General features: G+C 67.9%; 18 protein-coding genes and 1 tRNA gene. 14 read left to right on the forward strand and 5 right to left on the reverse strand.

What is annotated here, in order from left to right:
- Positions 1-151 precede the first annotated feature (151 nt).
- Positions 152-772, forward strand: a complete 621-nt coding sequence (locus ACN0RJ_RS13055; RefSeq protein ID WP_417724519.1) for a LysM peptidoglycan-binding domain-containing protein — start codon at positions 152-154, stop codon at positions 770-772.
- A gap of 68 nt (positions 773-840) precedes the next feature.
- Here the strand turns inward: ACN0RJ_RS13055 and zapE are convergent, their stop codons facing one another.
- Positions 841-1,905 (reverse strand): cell division protein ZapE, encoded by a 1,065-nt coding sequence (zapE, locus tag ACN0RJ_RS13060; RefSeq protein ID WP_417722424.1) that lies wholly within the window; start codon positions 1,903-1,905, stop codon positions 841-843.
- A gap of 50 nt (positions 1,906-1,955) precedes the next feature.
- Positions 1,956-2,315: a hydroxyisourate hydrolase gene (gene uraH / locus ACN0RJ_RS13065; protein ID WP_417722423.1), complete on the reverse strand. Its 360-nt coding sequence runs from the start codon at positions 2,313-2,315 to the stop codon at positions 1,956-1,958.
- A gap of 127 nt (positions 2,316-2,442) precedes the next feature.
- Between uraH and puuE the strand changes: the two genes are divergently transcribed.
- The 4 genes from puuE (at position 2,443) to ACN0RJ_RS13085 (ending at position 6,619) form a co-directional block, all read left to right on the forward strand.
- Complete coding sequence (puuE, locus tag ACN0RJ_RS13070) at positions 2,443-3,858, forward strand: allantoinase PuuE (RefSeq protein ID WP_417724520.1); 1,416 nt, start codon at positions 2,443-2,445, stop codon at positions 3,856-3,858.
- A 5-nt stretch (positions 3,859-3,863) separates the two neighbouring features.
- Complete coding sequence (locus ACN0RJ_RS13075) at positions 3,864-4,688, forward strand: bifunctional allantoicase/(S)-ureidoglycine aminohydrolase (protein WP_417722421.1); 825 nt, start codon at positions 3,864-3,866, stop codon at positions 4,686-4,688.
- On the forward strand, positions 4,685-5,173 hold the full coding sequence (locus ACN0RJ_RS13080) for an ureidoglycolate lyase (protein WP_417722420.1): 489 nt from the start codon (positions 4,685-4,687) through the stop codon (positions 5,171-5,173). Before ACN0RJ_RS13075 ends, ACN0RJ_RS13080 begins: the two co-directional genes overlap by 4 nt.
- A gap of 78 nt (positions 5,174-5,251) precedes the next feature.
- Positions 5,252-6,619, forward strand: a complete 1,368-nt coding sequence (locus tag ACN0RJ_RS13085; protein WP_417724521.1) for a uracil-xanthine permease family protein — start codon at positions 5,252-5,254, stop codon at positions 6,617-6,619.
- Positions 6,620-6,715: 96 nt separating this feature from the next.
- On the opposite strand, the gene ACN0RJ_RS13090 is transcribed toward ACN0RJ_RS13085, so the two are convergent.
- The gene (locus tag ACN0RJ_RS13090) at positions 6,716-7,270 is read right to left on the reverse strand and encodes a hypothetical protein (protein ID WP_417722418.1); all 555 of its coding nucleotides are present in this window, start codon (positions 7,268-7,270) and stop codon (positions 6,716-6,718) included.
- A 189-nt stretch (positions 7,271-7,459) separates the two neighbouring features.
- Between ACN0RJ_RS13090 and ACN0RJ_RS13095 the strand changes: the two genes are divergently transcribed.
- The 9 genes from ACN0RJ_RS13095 (at position 7,460) to ACN0RJ_RS13135 (ending at position 19,819) form a co-directional block, all read left to right on the forward strand.
- The gene (locus ACN0RJ_RS13095) at positions 7,460-7,753 is read left to right on the forward strand and encodes a hypothetical protein (RefSeq protein WP_417722417.1); all 294 of its coding nucleotides are present in this window, start codon (positions 7,460-7,462) and stop codon (positions 7,751-7,753) included.
- Positions 7,725-8,429, forward strand: coding sequence for a winged helix-turn-helix domain-containing protein (locus ACN0RJ_RS13100; RefSeq protein ID WP_417722416.1), 705 nt, complete (start codon positions 7,725-7,727; stop codon positions 8,427-8,429). The genes ACN0RJ_RS13095 and ACN0RJ_RS13100 overlap by 29 nt, the downstream gene beginning before the upstream one ends.
- 127 nt (positions 8,430-8,556) lie before the next feature.
- Positions 8,557-10,746, forward strand: coding sequence for a DEAD/DEAH box helicase (locus tag ACN0RJ_RS13105; protein ID WP_417724522.1), 2,190 nt, complete (start codon positions 8,557-8,559; stop codon positions 10,744-10,746).
- Between the two features lie 362 nt (positions 10,747-11,108).
- On the forward strand, positions 11,109-12,137 hold the full coding sequence (locus tag ACN0RJ_RS13110) for a BMP family protein (protein WP_417724523.1): 1,029 nt from the start codon (positions 11,109-11,111) through the stop codon (positions 12,135-12,137).
- Complete coding sequence (locus ACN0RJ_RS13115) at positions 12,137-13,675, forward strand: ABC transporter ATP-binding protein (RefSeq protein ID WP_417724524.1); 1,539 nt, start codon at positions 12,137-12,139, stop codon at positions 13,673-13,675. The genes ACN0RJ_RS13110 and ACN0RJ_RS13115 overlap by 1 nt, the downstream gene beginning before the upstream one ends.
- Before the next feature lie 131 nt (positions 13,676-13,806).
- Positions 13,807-14,853, forward strand: a complete 1,047-nt coding sequence (locus ACN0RJ_RS13120) for an ABC transporter permease (RefSeq protein WP_417722412.1) — start codon at positions 13,807-13,809, stop codon at positions 14,851-14,853.
- Positions 14,850-15,797 carry an ABC transporter permease gene (locus tag ACN0RJ_RS13125; protein ID WP_417724525.1) on the forward strand — a complete coding sequence of 316 codons (948 nt, stop codon included), beginning with the start codon at positions 14,850-14,852 and terminating at the stop codon, positions 15,795-15,797. Before ACN0RJ_RS13120 ends, ACN0RJ_RS13125 begins: the two co-directional genes overlap by 4 nt.
- Entirely contained in the window at positions 15,797-17,086 is a 1,290-nt protein-coding gene (locus tag ACN0RJ_RS13130) for an amidohydrolase family protein (RefSeq protein WP_417724526.1), read from the forward strand. Before ACN0RJ_RS13125 ends, ACN0RJ_RS13130 begins: the two co-directional genes overlap by 1 nt.
- 204 nt (positions 17,087-17,290) lie before the next feature.
- Positions 17,291-19,819 (forward strand): calcium-binding protein, encoded by a 2,529-nt coding sequence (locus tag ACN0RJ_RS13135; RefSeq protein ID WP_417724527.1) that lies wholly within the window; start codon positions 17,291-17,293, stop codon positions 19,817-19,819.
- 46 nt (positions 19,820-19,865) lie between these two features.
- On the opposite strand, the gene ACN0RJ_RS13140 is transcribed toward ACN0RJ_RS13135, so the two are convergent.
- Entirely contained in the window at positions 19,866-21,095 is a 1,230-nt protein-coding gene (locus tag ACN0RJ_RS13140; protein WP_417724528.1) for a lytic murein transglycosylase, read from the reverse strand.
- 203 nt (positions 21,096-21,298) lie between these two features.
- Positions 21,299-21,375: transfer RNA gene (locus ACN0RJ_RS13145), tRNA-Met, on the reverse strand.
- Positions 21,376-21,431 lie beyond the last annotated feature (56 nt).

Consider the following 21,431-nt stretch of genomic DNA (forward strand, 5'->3'; position numbering starts at 1 on the left):
TTGTCACATCTCGCTCTATCATCTCTGAAACGGCTGCGTGGCCCTGCCAGGACCGACCGCGCAGACCTTCGGGGGACAGGACAATGGCGACGGCGCGGCTGCGCGCGGAGGGATTCCGCGACGGGGACAAGGCACGGATCGGAGCGCGGGCATGATACGGCTGACGCTTGCGGTCGCCGTGCTCGTCCTGATGACCGGCTCGCTCATGCTCGCCCTCTCCACGACCTCCGATGCACCCGAAGACCGGGCCGAAGTCAGCCGGGGCACTCCCGAGCCGCTCAGCCTGGTTCCGGCGCTTCCCGCTCCGCGTAACATGGCAATGGCCCCGCAGGGCGTCCGCCCCGTGGCGCGCCCCGTGGCGCAGGCCCCGGCCCCCGCGACGATTGACGCCGGGGCCGTGCCGGCCGGGAGCGACGGCATGGAGGCGATCCGCGCCATGAGCTATTCCATCCTCGGCGAGTTGAAGAAGCCGGTGGGGGAGACGACCGCGCCCACGGATGCGGCGCGGCTTCAGGCGGCGCTCGGCGCGGCCATCGCCCGTCCCGCCATCCCGGCACCGACCACCGAACCGGCACGGGTGGCAGCCCCCGCCGCAGCCCCGGAGATGACCACCTACCTCGTGCAGAAGGGCGACAGCCTTGCCGGCATCGCCTTCCGCTTCTACGGCACCACCGCCGCCTATTCCGGCATCCTGGAGGAAAACAGCGACACGCTGAAAGACCCCTCCGGACTGGAGGCGGGCATGGTCCTGCGCATTCCGAAATTACAGTAGTCAGGCACAAGACCGACAATCGAGCAGCACTATCGGGGGTCCTTCGGGGCCCCCGTTCCTTTTCGCGCTCAGCGTGGTCCGTGGCCCCAGTCCGCCGCCTGCATCTCGCGGAGACGGCTGGCGGTGCGTTCGAACTCGAAAACGCCGGGGCCTTCGATATAGAGGCTTTCGGGCTGGTCGACGGCGCTGGCGATGACCTTCACCTTCGCCTCGTACAAGGTATCGACCAGGGTGACGAACCGCTTCGCCTCGTTGAAATTCGTCCGCCCCAGGCGCGGGATCTCCTCGATCACCAGCAGGCGCAGGGCGTCGGCGATGGCGAGGTAGTCGGCGGGGCCGAGCATCTGGCCGCAAAGGTCGTAGAAGCTCGCCCGGGCCATGCCGTTGTGATAGCGCGGGAGCGTCACCTTGCGACCCTTGACGTGCAGCGTCAGAACCTCTTCGCTGCCGTGGGTCAGTTCCTGCCAGACGCGGTTGATCGCGGCGCGGGCCTCGGCATCGACAGGGTGGAAATAGACCTGCGCGCCCTTGAGGCGGTCCTGCCTGTGGTCCCGTTCCGAGGCCAGTTCGCGCACCTCGAGGCGGTCCTCGATCAGCGCGATGAACGGCAGGAAGAGCTGCCGGTTGAGACCGTCCTTGTAGAGATCCCCCGGTACCCGGTTCGAGGTGGTCACCACCACGGTCCCGGCCGCGAAGAGCTGTTCGAACAGGCGCCCGACCAGCATGGCATCGGCGATGTCGGTGATCTGCATCTCGTCGAAGGCCAGCACCTTGACGGAGTCGCTCACCGCCTTGGCGATCGGCTTCACCGGGTCCTCGACCCCTTCGCCGCGCAGTTTGTGGATTCCGGCCTGCATCTCCTGCATGAAGGCGTGGAAATGCACGCGCCGGACGGGGACGCCGAGGCTGTCGACGAACATGTCCATGAGCATGGATTTCCCCCGCCCCACGCCGCCCCAGAGGTACAGCCCCTTCGGCGGCTCCGGTGCCTTGCGGAACAGGCCCTTCCTCACCGGCTCGGCGAGTGCGGCGCGGATGCGCTCGAAGGCGGGCAGGGCCTCTTCCTGCGCCGGATCGCGCTTCAGGCGGCCTTCGGCCACACGCTCGTCATAGAGTTCGGACAGGGTTCGCATAGGGTCGGATAGCGCGCCGCAAAGGGAATGTGTAGAGGGCGGAAAGCGGATCAGCTGCCCCGGTATGTGGAATACCCGTAGGGCGACAGCAGCAGCGGCACGTGGTAATGCGCCTCCGCATCCGACATGCCGAACCGCAGCGGGATCTGGTCGAGGAACAGCGGCTCCTCTCCCGCCTGACCGGAGGCGCGCAGGTAGTCGCCGGTGAAGAACACCAGCTCGTAGGTGCCGGGCCTGAACGCCTTCGCCTGCAGGATCGGTGCATCGGTGCGCCCGTCGGCATTGGTCACGGCCTCGGCGATCTTCTTGTGGGAATTTCCCGACACCCGGTAAAGCGCGATGGCCACGCCCTCGGCGGGCTTGCCTTTGGCAGTATCCAGAACATGGGTCGTCAGATATCCTTCGGACATGTGCCTTGCCCCTTTTTTCAGCTTTGCAAACGAATGAGGCAATCCGGTGCGCGCCGGACGGCCGTAAATGGTTCCGCAGGGACTAGACCGCGTTTATCCGAAGAAGACAACGACCCGAGGAAGACCCATGACCCGTTACCCCCGCAACATGATCGGATACGGCCCCGAACGCCCCGATGCCCGCTGGCCGGGCGATGCGAAGATCGCCGTGCAGTTCGTGCTGAACTACGAAGAGGGAAGCGAGAACAACATCCTGCACGGCGATGCCGCCTCCGAGGCCTTCCTGTCGGACATCGCGGGTGCCGCGCAATGGCCGGGGCAACGCCACTGGAACATGGAATCGATCTACGAATACGGTGCGCGGGCCGGGTTCTGGCGGCTGCACCGGCTGTTCACCGGCTATGACGTGCCGCTGACGATCTACGGCGTCGCCACCGCGCTTGCCCGCTCGCCCGAACAGGTCGAGGCGATGAAGGACGCGGGATGGGAGATCGCCTCCCACGGGCTGAAATGGGTCGAGCACAAGGACATGCCCGAAGACGAGGAGCGCGCGGCCATCGCCGAGGCGATCCGTCTGCACACCGAGGTCGTGGGCGAACCGCCGCGCGGCTGGTACACCGGGCGCTGCTCGGCCAACACCGTGCGGCTGGCGGCGGAAACCGGGCAGTTCGCCTATATCTCGGACACTTACGACGACGATCTGCCCTACTGGCTCGACATCGACGGGCGCGAGCAGCTCATCATTCCCTACACGCTCGAAGCCAACGACATGCGCTTCGCCGTCTCTCCCGGCTGGATCGAGGGCGAACAGTTCTACACCTACCTCAAGGATGCCTTCGACACGCTCTATGTCGAGGGGATCGCCGGGCAGCCGGCGATGATGTCGGTCGGGCTGCACTGCCGCCTGATCGGACGCCCCGGCAAGATCGCCGGGCTGAAGCGCTTCCTCGACTATATCGGCGGGTTCGACGGTGTCTGGACTCCGCGCCGGATCGAGATCGCCGATCACTGGGCGGCGACGCATCCGCCGGTGCGCCCCTCCCTCGTGCCGTCGCGGATGGACGAAGCGGCCTTCGTCGCCGCCTTCGGGTCGGTCTACGAACATTCCCCCTGGGTCGCCGAACGCGCCTTCGCGCTCGAACTCGGACCTGCGCATGACCGCCCCGCCGGGCTTGCCAATGCCCTGGCGCGAGTCTTCCGCACCGCCGGCGATGCCGAGCGGCTGGCGGTGCTGCGCGCCCACCCGGACCTTGCCGGCAAGCTTGCCGCCGCCAGGCGGCTCACGGCGGAGTCGATCGGCGAACAGGCCAGCGCCGGGCTCGACGCGCTGACCGACGCGGAACGCGCCCGCTTTACGGAGCTGAACGACGCCTATACAGCCAGGCACGGGTTCCCCTTCATCATCGCCGTACGTGACAACACCAAGGCGAGCATCCTTGCCGCCTTCGAACGCAGGATCGGTCAGGAGTCGGAGACGGAATTCGCCGAAGCCTGCCGCCAGGTCGAGCGCATCGCGCGCCTGCGGCTCGAAGGACTGCTGTGAAGACCATGACCACATATGCCTTCCCGCCCGGCGGCCAGCCGGACCAGTCGGGAAACCCCGAGGGGACCGCCATCTTTACCGAGGCCTACGCGGTCCTGCCCGCCGTCACCATGCGGGACATCACCACCAGCTACCTGCCGGGCTGGATCAACACCCGGCTCTGGGTGCTGGCGCGCCCGCTGTCCGGCTTTGCCGAGACCTTTTCGCAATATGCGGTGGAACTCGCCCCCGGTGGCGGCAGCAACACGCCCGAACCGGATGTCGAGGCGCAGAGCGTGATCTTCGTCGCCAAGGGCGGGGCGCGGCTGACCCTTGGCCGCGACACGCACGAGCTGCGCCCGGGCAGCTTCGTCTACCTGCCGCCCAGCGCGGTCTGGACGATCTGGAACACCGGCGACGAGCCCTGCGGCTTTCACTGGATCCGCAAGCGGTTCGAACCGGCCGCGGGGATCACGCCTCCCGAAGCGAGGGTCACCCACGAAGACGACGTTGCCATGTCGCCCATGCCCGATTGCGACGGCGTCTGGTCGACCCAGCGCTTCGCCGATCCCTTCGATCTGCGATACGATTTCCACGTCAATATCGTGACCTTCCTGCCCGGCGGGCGCATCCCCTTTGCCGAAACGCATGTCATGGAACACGGACTCTACGTGCTGGAGGGCCGGGCGAAGTACCTGCTGAACAAGGACTGGGTCGAGGTCGGCCCCGGCGATTTCATGTGGCTGCGCGCCTTCTGCCCGCAGGCCTGCATCGTCGAGGGCGACGAACGCTTCCGCTACCTGCTCTACAAGGACGTGAACCGACACATGAAACTGGGGCCGGTCCGATGAAACGCCTTGTCGCGCAGCCCCTGACCGCCGCAGCCTTCGCCCCTTTCGGCGATGTGCTCGAAGTGGCGGGGGTGCCCGACAAGATCATCAACCAGGGCCTCTGCGGGCGACACCACGACCTTGCCGCGCTTGATTTCGGTCCCGGCGGCCGGGCGGGCATCAGCCTGTTCGACGCCGAACCCCGCGCCCTGCCCTACACGCTGGAACTGGTCGAGCGTCATCCCGAGGGCAGCCAGGCCTTTCTGCCGATGCACGGCAATCCCTGGCTGGTGATCGTGGCCGAGGCCGGAAAGACCCCCGGTGCGATCCACGCCTTCCTGGCCGCGCCCGGACAGGGTGCGAATTTTCACCGGGGCACCTGGCACGGGGTGCTGACCCCGCTGCACGCCCCGGGACTTTTCGCCGTCGTCGACCGCATCGGCGCGACGGCAAACCTGCAGGAGCACTGGTTGGAGGAGCCCGTGCTTATCACCGCCCCGGGCTAGGGGCATATCCTCCCGCACAGACGCTCGGAGAAGGCGGCGGGTCAACCACATGAACCTGGGACAGGGAGTTATGTGACAATGACGGACGCGACTACATCTCACGGCCACGGACTCGGCACGCCCGAGCAACTGATGGACCCCGATTACATGCCGCCGCTCGAGAAGGCCATTCCGCTCGGCCTTCAGCACGTCCTGGCGATGTTCGCCGCGAACGTGACGCCGGCCATCATCATCGCGGGCGCGGCGGGCTTCGGCTTCGGCTCGAACAGCCCCGATTTCCCGAACATGATCTACATGATCCAGATGTCGATGCTCTTTGCAGGTGTCGCCACGCTGTTCCAGTCCATCGGCTTCGGCCCGGTGGGCGCGCGGTTGCCCATCGTGCAGGGCACCTCCTTTGCCTTCCTGCCGGTGATGATCCCCGCCGTCGCGGGGCAAGGCGTGGCCGGCATGGCCGGACTGATGACGGGTATCGTCATCGGCGGGCTGTTCCACTTCTCGCTCGGCTTCGTCGTCGCACGGATCCGCCACGCGCTGCCGCCGCTGGTCACCGGGCTCATCGTGCTGATGATCGGCCTCGCGCTGCTCAGGGTCGGCATCCAGTACGCGGCGGGCGGCGTGCCGCTGATGGGCAAGCCCGAGTTCGGCTCGCTCGCCATGTGGCTGCCGGCGCTGGTGGTGATCTTCGTCACGCTGGGGGTCAAGTTCTTCACCAAGGGTCTCGTGGCGCTGTCGGCGATCCTCGTCGGCCTGATCGCGGGCTACATCGTGGCGCTGTTCATGGGACAGGTCCGGTTCGGCAATGTCGCTACCGCGCCGCTGTTCGAGGTTCCGATGCCGTTCCGCTGGGGGGTCGAGTTCAACGCCGCGATCATCATCGGGATGTGCTTCATGGCCGTGATCTCGGCCATCGAGACGGTGGGCGACGTCTCGGGCATCACCAAGGGCGGCGCGGGCCGGGAATCCACCGACAAGGAAATCTCGGGCGCGACCTTTGCCGACGGCCTCGGGACCGCGATCGCCGGGGCGTTCGGCGGGCTGCCCAACACCTCGTTCAGCCAGAACGTCGGGCTGATCTCGATGACCGGGGTGATGAGCCGCCATGTCGTCACCATCGGCGCGGTGTTCCTGATCGTCTGCGGGCTGGTGCCCAAGGTCGGCGCCGCGGTCTCGACCGTGCCGATCAACGTGCTGGGCGGTGCGGTGATCGTCATGTTCGGCATGGTCTGCGCGGCGGGCGTCAACATGCTGTCCGACGTGGTCTGGAACCGGCGCAACATGGTGATCTTCGCGATCTCGCTGTCGGTGGGCTTCGGGCTGCAACTGGAACCCTCCGCGCTTCAGCATCTGCCGAAGACGGCGCAGATCCTGATGACCTCGGGCCTGCTGCCGGCCGCGGCGCTGTCGATCCTGCTCAACCTGCTGCTGCCGGACGACATGCACTGACAAAAAGGAACGCGCGCGGGGCTGCCTCACACCCCCGCGCGCGCCTCGGACCCGGCGATCCATCGGGACACAGGCCGCCGGACCCTGCCTGCGGGCTTACCGGCGGCGGTCGTGGTAGTCGCGGCCACCCCGGTGTTCGTCATAGCGGCGCGCGTGGTTCTGCTGACCGCTGATGGTGAAGCCGGCATTCTGGAGACATCCCGCGACATAGGCGCGGGCGCGGCCCTGCCGGGTCATCACGTCGGTGCGGCAGCTGCGCGGCAGATCGTGCAGACGCACGCCGCTGCGTTCCAGGCAGCGTTCGCCCATCACGTAGCGCATCGACCCGCCCCGGACTTCGAGCATGCAGGAGCGCGGCAGCGTCACGCGGGCACGCGGCGGCTGTTGCGGCGCCCGGCCCACGACGCGCGGCAGGCGCTGGTCGCGCCAGGCGTCGCGGGGCGTGTAGGGGCGCGGCAACTGCGGCTGCGATCCGACGCGCACCGTTGCCCGACCGGCGTTGTCGGCAAGCGCGCTTCCGATGATGAACAGCGTGGCAGCGGCGGCAAGGGCGCGCGCGGTGTCCTTGTTGTCGGCGCGGGCGGGGGCAGCGGCGAATCCGGTGACGGACAGGGAAACGGCCAGCACGGCGGCGATAAATTTGCGGGACATGGGATTTCCTTCCAGTGCGATGGGATGATGCGGTTTTTCGGTCGCGGGACCGGGGTCGATCCGCATCCTGTCACCAGCCTCGGTCCGATCGGACGGAACAGGCAATATCGCCGGGGCGTTATCGGATAACAGCGCTCTCTCATCCCGCCTGCTATTGTATTGCAGACGGCTTCATCGCAGGTTCCTTTCATGACACAGATGCTCACCGCCCTTACCTTGACCCTCGCCCTCGCGCTTCCCGCCGCGAGCGAGGCGGCGTGCTTCGTGGAATACAAGGCCAAGCGCGACGAACCGCTGAAACTGCAGTACGGCATTGCCGCCCTTCCCGTCGCGGTCTGTCCGAGCCGCGATTCCGCCGCGGCGCAGCTCGGTCCGCGACTGGACCGCGCCGGGTGGACCCTTCTGACCGTGCAAAGCCTCTCCACCGCCGAACCTACGGCCAAGATGAAGGCGAATGCCGGTGAGTTCTACCTCCGCTTCTGACGCCCGGCGCACCGGATCGCGCCTCGTCTCCATCGGAATCGCCGCCATCGTGGCCCTGCTCGCCGTTGCCGGGGCCGTCCTGATGCTGACCCTGCCCGACGCCAATGCCTTCAACGCGCGGGTCGAGCGGATCTTTGTCGAGAACGACAACCTCACCGCCCAGACCGAGGTCAAGCTGCTCGAGATCCTCGCCCAGTCCGGCACCGCCTTTTCCGACACGCTGGCGAGCTACCGCACGGTGATCTTCGTGCTGCTGGTCTTTGCAACGGCCCTTCTGGTGGCGGCGCTGGTGTTCCTCGTGATGCTGGTCACGCTGAACCGGCGGATGGCGCAGATCGAACGGTCCGGCATCCAGGTCAATTCGCTCATCATCTCCCGCGAGGAGAACATGGCCTATCTCAACACCATGGGCTTCAAGCTGACCGAAGCGATGATCGAGACCCTCGCCGTTCTGGCCGAAGCGCGGATGGACGACGACATCCTGTCGGGCGCACAGATCGAGGCGATGATCTCGGGGCGTGACGAAACCGATTGCGAGGAAGCCGCCGGCGCGACCCGGATCAAGCGGCTGCGCGACGGGCTCGGCAACCAGATGGTTTCGGAGATGCTGATCAAGAACATCGCCCGGCGCGGCTACATGCTGGCCATCGACAAGGACGTGATCGAGGTCGTCTGACAGCGATCACGTGCATCCGCGACAATTCCGCAGTATACAAGTGCCGAACAAGCGCGTACACACCGCGCTCGACTCGCGCTGCGGCCTTTCGCGCGCCCTTGCCTCCTGCCCGATCGGTTTTTTCCTGATGATCCAGACCCTGACAGATGCGCTTTCCGAGCGCGGATACACCGCTTTGACCCCCGTGCAGGGGGCTGTGACCGACCCGGAGCTGCAGCACGCCGACCTGCTGGTGTCGGCGCAGACCGGCTCGGGGAAGACGGTGGGCTTCGGTCTGGCCATCGCCCCCACCCTGCTGGAAGAGGCCGAGGTCTTCGGCCCCGCCGCCTCGCCGCTGGCGCTCGTGGTCGCGCCGACCCGCGAACTGGCGATGCAGGTGATGCGCGAACTGACCTGGCTCTATGCCAAGGCCGGGGCGCGCGTCGTGTCCTGCGTCGGCGGCATGGATGCCCGTGACGAACGCCGCGCGCTCGAACGCGGCGCGCATATCGTCGTCGGCACCCCCGGCCGCCTGCGCGACCATATCACCCGCGGGTCGCTGGTGATGGAGGATCTGCGCGCCGTCGTCCTCGACGAGGCGGACGAGATGCTCGATCTCGGCTTCCGCGAGGATCTGGAATTCATGCTGGGCGAAGCGCCCGAGGATCGCCGCACGCTGCTGTTCTCGGCCACGGTGCCGCCGATGATCGCGACGCTGGCCCAGAGCTACCAGCGCGACGCCGTGCGCGTCACCACCCTGACCGGCGCGCGCCAGCATGCCGACATCACCTATCAGGCGCTGCGCGTCGCTCCGCAGGACGAAGAGCACGCCATCATCAACCTGCTGCGCTACCACGATGCGGAAAACGCCATCGTCTTTGCCAACACCCGCGCCACCGTCGCGCGCCTGACCGCGCGATTCGCCAATCGCGGCTTTGCCGTGGTGTCGCTGTCCGGCGAGCTGTCGCAGACCGAACGGACCCATGCGCTTCAGGCCATGCGCGACGGTCGCGCCAAGGTCTGCGTTGCCACCGACGTGGCCGCGCGCGGCATCGACCTGCCGAACCTCGATCTCGTGGTTCATGCGGAACTGCCGTCGAACCCCGAAACCCTGCTGCACCGCTCGGGCCGTACCGGGCGCGCGGGCCGCAAGGGGATTTCCGCGCTGGTCGTGCCGCCGAAATCGGCCAAGAAGGCCGAGCGCATCCTGAAATTCGCAAAGATCACCGCCGAGTGGACCACCGCGCCCACCGCCGACGACATCCTGCGCCGCGACGAGGAGCGGCTGCTTGCCGATCCGCTCTGGGCCGAGGAGGTCAAGCCCGACGAGGCGAGCTTTGCCGAACGCCTGCTCGCCGAACGCACCCCGGAGGCCATCGCCGCCGCCTACCTGCGGCTCTACCGCGCGCGGTTCTCGGCCCCCGAGGAATTGTCGGACCCGGACACGCCGCCCCCGGCCAGGGAACGCCGCCCCTTCGGCCCCAGCACCTGGGTGTCGCTGTCGGTCGGCCGTGACGACCGGGCCGAGGCGCGCTGGCTGCTGCCGCTGCTCTGCCGTGCCGGCAACCTCGACAAGGCCGCCATCGGCGCAATCCGGGTGCAGCAATCCGAAACCTTCGTTGAACTGGCCGAACCCGCCGTCGCGGGCTTCCTCGCCCGGCTCGGCGACGGCGGCACCCTCGAGGACGGAGTGACCGCGAAGGCGGTCGAAGGCACCCCCGATTTCGGCCCCCGCCAGAACTTTGACGACCGTCCTCCCCGTGCCCCGAAACCGCATCGCGGTGCCCCCCGGCCCGACCGCGCCCCCCGCGCGGAGGCGGATCACGCGCCGCGCGAGCATGTCGCCCCGGCCCCCGCGCCCGACGCGCGCCCGGCGCCGCGTCCCGAGCGCAGCGAAGCGCCCCGCCGCGATCCCGCCGTGCACGATTCCGCCAGGCCCGCGTACAAGCGCGACAAACCGGCGGACCGCCCGGACAAGCCGAAAGGCAAGTTCGACAAACCCAAGGGCGGGTTCGACAAGTCGAAGGGCCCGCGCAAACCCGGTACGGGCGGCCCCAAGGGCGCTCGCGACGATCGCGCCCCCGGCGGCAAGCCCTCCGGTCCCGGCAAGCCCTATGGCGCGGGCAAGCCTTCGGGCGGCAAACCCTCCGGCAAACCCTGGGCCAAGCCCGACGGCGCCGCCTCCAAGGGGCCTCGCAAGCCCGGCAAGCCCGCCGACAGCGCCAAGCCGCGCCCCAGCGCCTCGGACACCTCCAAGCGGTTCACCCCGCCCAAGGGCGCCGGAAAGCCCCGCGCCGGCGGAACCGAGCCGCCCCGCCGGTCGCCCGGCAAGAAGTAATCACCGACGGCGGGGGGGGCTTCACGCGCCCCCCCCTTCCCCTCTTCCCCGCTCGCCTGAGCCCTGCGCCCGTCTCCGGGCGCCGACGTGCGCAGCGGGCAACCCCTTCGGACATCGCAGCGGATCAAGCCCTTCCACGGGCAGGGAAATCCGCGCGGCCCGACGTGCCCCGGCGCTTGCGCTGACAACGGCTCCCCCACCGGCACCCGAAACTGCCCGTTTCTCCGGCAGGTTCCGGCAGACTGCCAATCGATGACGCATGAAATCTCCGACAGGCCGCCGAGGCAATTGCCTCGAATCGCGGCAGTCCTTACCAATTGGTCAAAAATTCACCAGCAACCACCAGGGGACGGACCAGACAGATGACGGACAACACCACGCGCCTCGCGCAGATCGACCGGCGGCGGCTGCTTCTCGGCTCGGCCGGGATGGCGACCCTCGCGGCCTCGGGGCTGCTTCCCTCGCGCCTGCTTGCACAGGACCCGATCAGCGTCGCGGGCATCTACACCGTGCCGGTCGAACAGCAATGGGTCAGCCGCATCCACATCGCCGCCGAGGCGGCCAGGGCGGCGGGAAAGATCACCTACACCTTCTCCGAGAACACGGCGAACACCGACTATCCCCGCGTCATGCGCGAATATGCCGAAAGCGGCGTGAAGCTCATCGTCGGCGAGATCTTCGGCGTCGAACAGGAGGCCCGCGAGGTGGTCATGGACTACCCCGACACCGCCTTCCTGCTGGGCTCGTCCTTCATGCCGGACCCGGCCTACCCGAACCTTTCGGTCTTCGACAACTACATCCAGGATGCCTCGTACCTGTCGGGCATAATCGCGGGCGCGATGACCGAAACCGGCAATATCGGCATGGTCGGCGGCTTCCCCATCCCCGAGGTCAACCGCCTGATGCACGCCTTCATGGCGGGCGTGAAGGAAACCCGCCCCGATGCCTCCTTCCAGGTCAGCTTCATCGGGTCGTGGTTCGATCCGCCCAAGGCCAAGGAAACCGCCTTTGCCATGATCGAGAACGGCGCCGACCTGCTCTATGCGGAACGCTTCGGCGTCTCGGACGCGGCGATGGAAAAGGGCATCCTCGCCATCGGCAACGTGATCGACACCCAAGGCGACTATCCCGACACCGTCGTCGCCTCGGCCCTGTGGCATTTCGAACCGACGCTCCAGGCGGCGCTGTCCAGGATCTCCGCCGGCAGCTTTGCCGCCGAAAACTACGGGCTCTACAGCTTCATGAAGGAAGGCGGCTGCTCGCTCGCCCCGCTCGGCACCTTCGACGGCAAGGTCCCGCAGGCAGCACTGGATCTCGTGGCGGAAAAGGAAGCCGCGATCAAGGCGGGGACCTTCGAGGTCGCCATCGACGACAGCGATCCCTCGGCCTGATGACGGCGGAAACGGCGGCGCAGGACATCGTCCTGCGCCTCTCCGGCATCACCAAGCGCTTCGGCGCGCTCATAGCCAACGACGCCATCAGCCTCGCGGTGGCGCGTGGTGAGGTCGTGGCGCTGCTGGGCGAAAACGGTGCCGGCAAGACCACGCTGATGAACATCCTCTTCGGTCACTACACCGCCGACGAGGGCTGCGTGGAGGTCTTCGGTTCGACCCTGCCCCCCGGCCTGCCCGGCGCGGCGCTCAGGGCCGGCGTGGGCATGGTCCACCAGCACTTCACCCTGGCCGACAACATGTCGGTGCTCGACAATATCCTGCTCGGAACGGAACCGCTCTGGCGCCTCGGCCTCGGGCGCGGCGCGGCGCGTCGCCGGGTGGTGCAACTGTCCCGCGATTTCGGCCTCGTGGTGAACCCCGATGCCCGCGTCGGATCGCTCTCGGTGGGCGAACGCCAGCGGGTCGAGATCCTCAAGGCGCTCTACCGCGACGCCCGCATTCTCATCCTCGACGAACCTACCGCCGTGCTGACCCCGCAGGAGGCCGAGGCCCTGTTCGACACCCTGCGCAGGATGGTCGCGCAGGGACTGTCGGTGATCTTCATCTCTCACAAGCTGCACGAGGTCATGGCGATCTCGCACCGCGTGGCCGTGCTGCGTCACGGCAGGATGGTGGGCGAGGTGGCGACGCGCGACACCGACCGTCACAGGCTTGCCGAGATGATGGTGGGCTCCGAAATCACCCCGCCCGCCCCGGCACAGGCCCGACCCGGCGCGGTACTGCTGTCGCTCGACGGCGTGAGCACGGCACCCGTCGGCACCTCCCCCGGTCTGAAATCGGTGGACCTCGCGCTGAAAGCGGGGCAGATCCTCGGACTGGCCGGAGTTTCCGGGAACGGACAGGGCGCGCTGGCGGACCTGCTGTCCGGCCTCGTCGCGCCCTCGGCCGGGCGCATGACCCTCCCCGGCAGCTCCCCCGGTCCGTGGACCCCGCGCGCCGCGCTCGCCGCCCGCATCGGCCGCATCCCCGAGGACCGCCACAGGACCGGCACCATCGCCGACTTCACCCTCACCGAAAACGCGGTGCTCGAAACCTATGCCAACGCCCCCGTCAGCCGCGCCGGCTGGATGAACTGGCCCGAGGCGCGCCGTCAGGCCGAGGCGCTGATCCGCGCCTACGACGTGCGATGCCCCGGCCCCGACACCCGCATCCGGCTGCTCTCCGGCGGCAACATGCAGAAACTGATCCTCGGACGCGTCCTCGAATCCCGGCCCGCCATCGTGCTGGCGAACCAGCCGGTCCGCGGGCTCGACATCGGCGCGGTCACCTACGTGCAGGAACGCCTCATCGCCGCGCGCGATGCCGGTGCCGCCGTGCTGCTGATTTCCGAGGATCTGGACGAGATCCTGGCCCTTTCCGACGTGATCCGGGTGATCTCGGACGGCCGCCTTTCGCCGGAATTTCCGCGCGGCACGAAGACCCCCTCCGAACTGGGCCAATGGATGGCCGGACAGGGGTTCGCCGATGCCGCCTAGCCGGACCCTGCCCCGTATCCGCCCGACACGCGCCATCTCCCCCGGATCGCCCCCGGCTTCTTCTGGCCGGAAATATCCCGGGGGTGCGGGGGCGGGCCCCCGCTCCGGCCCCTCCGCCAGGACCGCCGCCGATGCGCCTTGAACCCGTCACCGCCCCGTCCCGGACCCGCACGCTCGGGCCGCCCGCGCTGGCCATCGCCGCGACGGTGCTGACCGCGGCGCTGCTCGCCGCGCTCGCGGGGGCCGATCCGCTGCTGACCTTCGGGCTGATCGTGAAAGGCGCGGTCGGCTCGAAATTCGCCGCGCTCGAAACGCTGAACCGCGCGACGCCGCTGATCTTCACCGGCCTCGCCGTCGCGGTCGCCTTCCGCGCAAAGCTCTGGAACATCGGGGCCGAGGCGCAGCTCTACGCCGGGGCCCTCGTCACCGTGCTGATCGGCACCCAGCTCGGCCTGCCCGGGCCCGCGGCGATACCGCTCATGGCACTGGCCGCCATCGCGGCCGGGGCGCTGGTCCTGCTCGGGCCGGTGCTGCTCAAGACCCGCCTCGGCGTCGACGAGGTGGTGACCACGCTGCTCATCAACTTCATCATGGCGCTGTTCATCTCCTGGCTGCTCGAAGGGCCGCTCAAGGACCCGATGGGCATGGGCTGGCCGAAATCCCCCGCCCTGCCGCGCGACGCCCGCCTGCCGCGCATCGTCGAGGGGCTGCGCCTGCACTGGGGTTTCGGGCTTGCCCTGCTCTCGGCGCTCGCGGTCTGGGCGATCCAGACCCGCACCACCCTCGGTTACGAGATCCGCGCCGTCGGGCAGAACCCCGCCGCCGCGCGGTTCGCGGGCATCCCGGTCGGCCGGGTGCTGGTCAAGACCGCGCTGCTGTCCGGCGGCCTCGCCGCGCTCGCGGGCTTCTCCGAGGTGGCGGGACTCAAGGGCAACCTCACGCTCGATCTGTCCCCCGGCTTCGGCTACACCGGCATCATCGTCGCCATGCTGGCCCTGCTGCATCCGCTCGGGGTCGTGGTCTCGGCCCTCTTCGTCGCGGGGATCTTCGTCGGCGCCGACAGCATGTCCCGCGCGGCGCAGGTGCCGACCTACATCGCCGACATCCTGCTGGCCGCAGCCCTGCTGTTCATGGTCCTCGCCATCCTGCTGACCAGGTTCCGGGTGGTGAAGGGATGACCGAGATCCTCGACATCCTGCTCTCCGCCAGCTTCTGGGCCGCGATCCTGCGCATCGCCTCGCCGTTGATCTTCGCAACCATGGGCGAACTGATCTGCGAACGCGCCGGGGTGCTCAACCTCGGGATCGAGGGCATCATGGTTTTCGGCGCCTTCGCCGGCTGGATGGCGGTCTACGCAGGCCTGGGTCTCTGGCCCGGGGTGCTGGTCGCGCTTCTGGCCGGCATGGCCTTCGGGGCCGTGCACGCGGTGCTGACGGTGCCCTTCGGCCTGTCCCAGCACGTCGTCGGGCTGGGCATCACGCTGCTCGCCACGTCCTCGGCCTATTACGCCTACCGTCTCGCCCTGCCGGAAGTGACCTCGCCGCCGCGCATCGCCCCGTTCCAGCCGCTGCACATCCCCGTGCTGTCGGACATTCCCTGGCTCGGACAGGCGCTGTTCTCGCAGACCGCGCTGACCTGGGCGGCGCTGGCCTGCGTGCTGCTGACCGCACTGGTGCTCTACCGGACCCCGCTCGGCCTCGCGCTGCGGGCGGCGGGGGAAAACCCGCAGGCGGTCGAGGCACAGGGGCTCTCCGTCGCGGCGATCCGCATGGGCGCGGTGATCGTCGGATCGGGGCTGATGGCCGTGGGCGGGGCCTTTCTCACCATGTCTGCCTTTTCGAGCTTCTTCTTCGAGATGGTGAACGGGCGCGGCTGGATCTGCATCGCGCTGGTGGTGTTCGGCGCGTGGAAACCCGGCAAGGCGCTTCTCGGCGCACTGCTGTTCGCGGCTTTCGACGCGCTCCAGATCCGCCTGCAGCAGACACCGCTGGGCGCACAGATCCCCTACCAGGTGTTCCTGATGATCCCCTACATCCTGTCGATCCTCGCGCTCGTCCTGATGTCGCGCCGGGCCGAAGTTCCCGCCGCCCTGATGACCCCCTTCAATCGCGGAGACCGCTGATGGCCAGCTTCGACATCCTCGTCAAGAACGGCACCCTGCCCGACGGCACGGTATCGGACATCGGCATCACCGGACGGACCATCGCCGCCATGGGCGACCTGTCGGGGGCCGAAGCGGGCACGACGATCGACGCGACCGGCGACCTCGTCTCGCCGCCCTTCGTCGATCCGCATTTCCACATGGACGCGACCCTGTCCTACGGCACGCCCCGCATCAACGCGAGCGGCACGCTGCTGGAGGGCATCGCGCTCTGGAACGAGCTGAAGCAGATCGTGACGGTGGACGAGATGGTCGCCCGCGCGCTCGACTACTGCGACTGGGCCGTGTCGATGGGCCTGCTCGCCATCCGCAGCCATGTCGACACCTGCGACGACACGCTCAAGGGGGTGGAAGCGCTGCTGGAGGTGCGCGAGCGGGTCAAGGATCACATCGACCTGCAACTGGTCGCCTTCCCGCAGGACGGTCTCTACCGCGACCCGACCGCGCGGGCCAATACGCTGCGTGCGCTGGACATGGGCGTCGACGTGGTCGGAGGCATCCCGCATTTCGAACGCACGATGCAGGACGGCGCGGCCTCGGTCCGCGACCTCTGCGAGATTGCCGCCGAGCGCGGCCTGCTGGTCGATCTGCATTGCGACGAGACCGACGACCCCCTGTCCCGTCACATCGAAACGCTGGCCTCCGAAACCTGCCGCCTCGGGCTGCAGGGCCGGGTGGCGGGCAGTCACCTGACCTCGATGCATTCGATGGACAACTACTATGTCTCCAAGCTTCTGCCGCTGATGGCCGAGGCGCAGATCGCCGCGATCCCGAACCCGCTCATCAACATCACCCTGCAGGGCCGCCACGACACCTTTCCCAAGCGGCGCGGGCTGACCCGGGTGAAGGAGATGCATGCCCACGGCATCACCGTCGGTTGGGGGCAGGACTGCGTGCGCGATCCGTGGTATTCGCTGGGCACGGCCGACATGCTGGACGTCGCCTTCATGGGCCTGCACGTGGCACAGATGACATCTCCGCAGGAGATGCAGCGCTGTTTCGACATGGCGACGACCGAAAGCGCGAGGATCATGCATCTCGAAGACTACGGCCTCGCCGTGGGCAAGGCCGCCTCGCTGGTGGTGCTGGATGCCGGTGACGCGATCGAGGCGCTGCGCCTCCGGCCGGACCGGCTGTGCGTCATCTCGAAGGGGCGCGTCGTGTCGCGCAAGGCCCGGAACGACGCCCGCCTGTCCCTGCCGGGACGCCCTTCATCGGTGCGGCGGCGCCACACCCCGGCCCCGGACTGACCCCGCGCGATCCGCGATCCGCCCCGCGCGGCGTCAAACCCCCTTCGCAGGGCTGATTTCGCCCGCTACGGAAACCGCCGGGACCGGGATACCTTCAATTTGACACATTCCCGCCTTCAAAACCGTCCAGTGGAGGATCAAGCCGAAGGGACACAGCGATGATCCCACCGCTTCCCCGACGCATGCAAGGGACGAGCAGATTCCATGTCTACCTATGCCATCACCCCCGTCATCTGGAACGATCCGGCCTTCTGGAACAGCCTCAGCGAATTGACCGAGGGCCACACGCTGGACTTCTCCTCGCTGCCGGCGGATTTCACCGTGTCCTTCGACGAGGACAGCGCCTTCCTGGTCATCACGCACGGCGCCGAGACCTTTACCGTGGGCGACAGCCGTGCCCAGGGCGGCGCCGATGCCTACCTCGGAGGCAGCACCTCCTACAGCTATTTCCAGGTGGTCAACGGCGGGGCCGGGGACGATGACCTCGACGGCGGCGACGGCGAGGACACACTCGACGGCATGGCCGGAAACGACAGCATCCTCGGGGCCGAGGGCGAGGACAGCCTGACCGGCGGCGCGGGGCAGGACACCATGCGCGGCGGCATGGGCGACGACACGATCCGGGGCGGCGACGGCAGCGATGTCATCTACGGCAACGAAGACGCCGACCTGATGACCGGCGGCGCGGGCAACGATTCCATCTACGGCGAATACGGTGACGACACCGTCAACGGCGGCGCCGGGGACGACCACCTGGAAGGGAACGAAGGCGACGACATCATGCACGGGGGCGCCGGCGACGACTGGATGCGCGGCTCCTACGACAACGATGCGCTCTGGGGCGGCACCGGGGACGACTACCTCTGGGGCGGCTACGGCGACGACACCTTCCACATCGAGAACGATTTCGGCAACGACACCGTGGATGCCGAAGGGGTCGAGGAAACGACGGGCGACGTGCTCGACCTGTCTGCCGTGACCGACGGTCTGCGCATCGACATGACCTCGGGCAACCCCGAGGTCGGCACCGTGACCGACGGCACCCATACACTGGAATACGACGAGATCGAAACCGTCCTGCTCGGGGCGGGCGAGGATACCGTGGCGCTGGCCGACCTCGGCGGGCTCGACACCGTCGACGGATTCGCGACGCCCGAGCTTCAGGCCGACGGCAGCTACCTCGGGGTGGATCAGCTCGACGTGTCCGGCCTGACGGACTGGGACGGCAACCGGATCGACACCGACGACGTGACCGTGACCGACAGCGTCGGCGACGGCAGCGGCGACGCGATCCTCTCATTCCCGAACGGCGAGGCCATCACCCTCGTCGGCGTGGCCGTCACAGACGTGCAAAGCGCCGCGCAGCTCGCGGCGATGGGTGTGCCCATGGGCGCGGGCGGCGGTGAAGAGCCGGTGGATCCCGTCGACCCCGTTGATCCGGTGGACCCAGTCGATCCCGTAGACCCGGTGGATCCCGTCGATCCGGATCCCGGCACGGGCGATACCTCCTCCGCAGACCTGCCGCAGATCGACGGTGCCCTCGAATTCCAGGCGACGATCCGCTTCGACAACATCGCCGCCGGGGGCAGCCAGCGCGTGTTCGAATTCGGCGCCGAAGGCGAAGACCGCCTGATCTTCGGCCAACTCGGCCCGAGCACCGCCGTGCTCTTCGAAATGGTGCAGGACGGCACCAGCTACTATGTCGTTGCCGAAGACGTGCTGATCGACGGAGAAACCGCCGTCTGGACGGTCGGCGTCGACGAGACCGGCTTCATGTATGTCGAAAAGGACGGCGAACTGGTGGCCGAGGGCGACGCCGTCGAACCCTCCGACACCCTGCGCAGCGTGAACCTGCTCGGCTCGTCCTCCAGCGCCGGGATCAACGACCTGCAGGGCGAGATCACCGATGTCACCATCACCCAGGACACCGGCGTCTGGAGCGATGCCGGTGACCCCGATGGTGGTGACCCCGATCCCGTGGATCCGGTGGACCCTGTCGATCCGGTCGATCCCGTGGACCCTGTCGATCCGGTCGATCCCGTCGATCCTGTCGATCCGGTCGATCCCGTCGATCCGGTTGACCCCGTGGATCCCGTCGATCCGGTGGACCCGGTCGACGGTCCGGTCGGCCTGCCGCAGATCCACGGCGCCTTCGAATTCGAAGCCACCGTCCGCTTCGACGATGTCGAAGCCGGCGGAAGCCAGCGGATCTTCGAATTCGGCGGAGAGGGCGATTCGCGCATCTCCTTCGGACAGCTCGGTCCGAGCTCTGCCGTCTACCTGGAGATCATCCAGAACGAGACGACCCATTACATCGTCGCCGAAGACGCGCTCACCAGCGGCGAAACCGCGACCTGGACCGTGGGTGTCGACGAAACCGGACTGATGTTCATCGACAAGGACGGCGAACAGGTTGCCGAGGGCGACGGTGTGGTGCCGATCGACACCCCGCGCAGCATCAACCAGCTCGGCGCGTCCAACGACCCGAACCTGACCCCGCTGCAGGGCGAGATCACCGATGTTTCCATCGCGCAGGGGGATACCGTCTGGACCCCGGCGGACGAGGTCGAGGCCGAGGATACCCTGCTCGGCGCGGATGCGATGGACGCCTGGACCGACACGACGGACCGCTACGGCCAGACGCCCGAGGACAGCCACCAGCTGCACCCCTTCGGCATCGACAACGGTCCGGACATCTACGACGACGATCCGGACTCGAACCTGTTCGTCTGACGGCTTCCCGGCCCGCCTTCGGAAGGGCGGGCCGTCTTCACGGGGTCTAGCCTCGTCTCAGTCGCAGCAGCAGTTCCCGCGACGGCTCTCCGGTCACCGGCAGACCCGTCCGGCCCTGGTAGGCCGCGATCGCCGCCTCGGTCTTCTTGCCCAGCACGCCGTCCGGCGTGCCGACGTCGAACCCGGCGCGGTTCAACCGCTCCTGCATCTCCTTGCGGTCGTCGATGGTCAGCCCGTAGCGATCCGGTGGAAAGCTGCTGCTGACCGGACCGGCCCCGGCAAGACGGTCGGACAGATACCCGACGCCGAGCCCGTATTTCTCGGCATTGTTGTAGCGCAGGATGACATTGAAGTTCTGGAAGACGAGGAAGGCTGGCCCCTCCATCCCCGCCAACGCGAGGATCGAACCCGCACCGCCCTCGGGCAGCCGTCCGCCATTGGCAGCGGTGACACCCAGCGCGGCCCACTCGCCGGGGCTCTTGCGCGTTCCGCGACCTGTGAGCCCGGCACTGAATCCGGAGGGCAGACGGACCTCGGTCCCCCAAGGCCGCCCGCGCTGCCAGCCGCTGCGCGAGAGATAATTGGCGGTCGACGCCAGACCGTCGGTGGGGTCCTCGGACCAGATATCGCGGCGCCCGTCACCGCGAAAATCGATGGCATATTCCTGATAGGTCGTCGGAATGAACTGGGTGTGCCCCATGGCCCCGGCCCAGCTGCCCGTCAGCCGTGACGGCACCGTGTCGCCGCGCTGGAGTAATCGCAAGGCCGCCATGAGCTGCGCTTCGAAAAACGCCCCGCGCCGGCCTTCATAGGCAAGGGTCGAGACCGCGGAGACCACCGGAATGTCGCCCCGTCGCGTGCCGTAATTGCTCTCCATGCCCCAGATGGCGGCGGTCACCTGCGGCGGAACGCCGTAGCGCCCCTCGATTTCCTGCAGGAGCCCCATCGTCTCGCGCAATTTTCCGCGACCGGTCGAAACCTTCGCCTCGGAGGCGACGATGGCAAAATAATCCTCGAGCGAGCGGTTGGATTCGGTCTGATTGCGATCCCGCTCTACCACGCCGGGCAGGAATCCCGTTCCTCGGAACGCCGCATCGAGCGTCGCTGCCGAGATCCCCTGGGCCTGTGCCCGCGGCCGGAAGGCGGCAACCCAGGCATCCCAACCGGGATTCGGCTGCGGTTGCAGCGCCGGGTCCGCCGCAGAAGGCTGCGACAACCCGGTGACCGCCCCGCCACCACATCCTGTCAGGACCGCCACCGCGCCCGTCCCGATCATCCATCTCCGCGTGACCCGCACCTTACTGCCTCCTGCCTCGGTTGTTTTGCGCAGTGTGTCCTGTCTGCCGAACTGCAGCAAGGCGCCTTTGGCGCGCGAAACGCCATGGGCGGAAGTCGGCGAGGCAGCGTGCCTTGTTCGTCTTTCCACGGTGGACGACAAAAAGGCCGCTTCCCTTTCGGGAGCGGCCTTTTCGTTATAGTTGGTTGCGGGAGTAGGATTTGAACCTACGACCTTCAGGTTATGAGCCTGACGAGCTACCGGGCTGCTCCATCCCGCGACAGTGCTGACGCAGCCTTTGGGGCTTTGTTGCGTGTTCGCTTTGATCGTATGAGA

The organism is Salipiger sp. (assembly GCF_048261495.1).
GTDB lineage: Bacteria > Pseudomonadota > Alphaproteobacteria > Rhodobacterales > Rhodobacteraceae > Salipiger.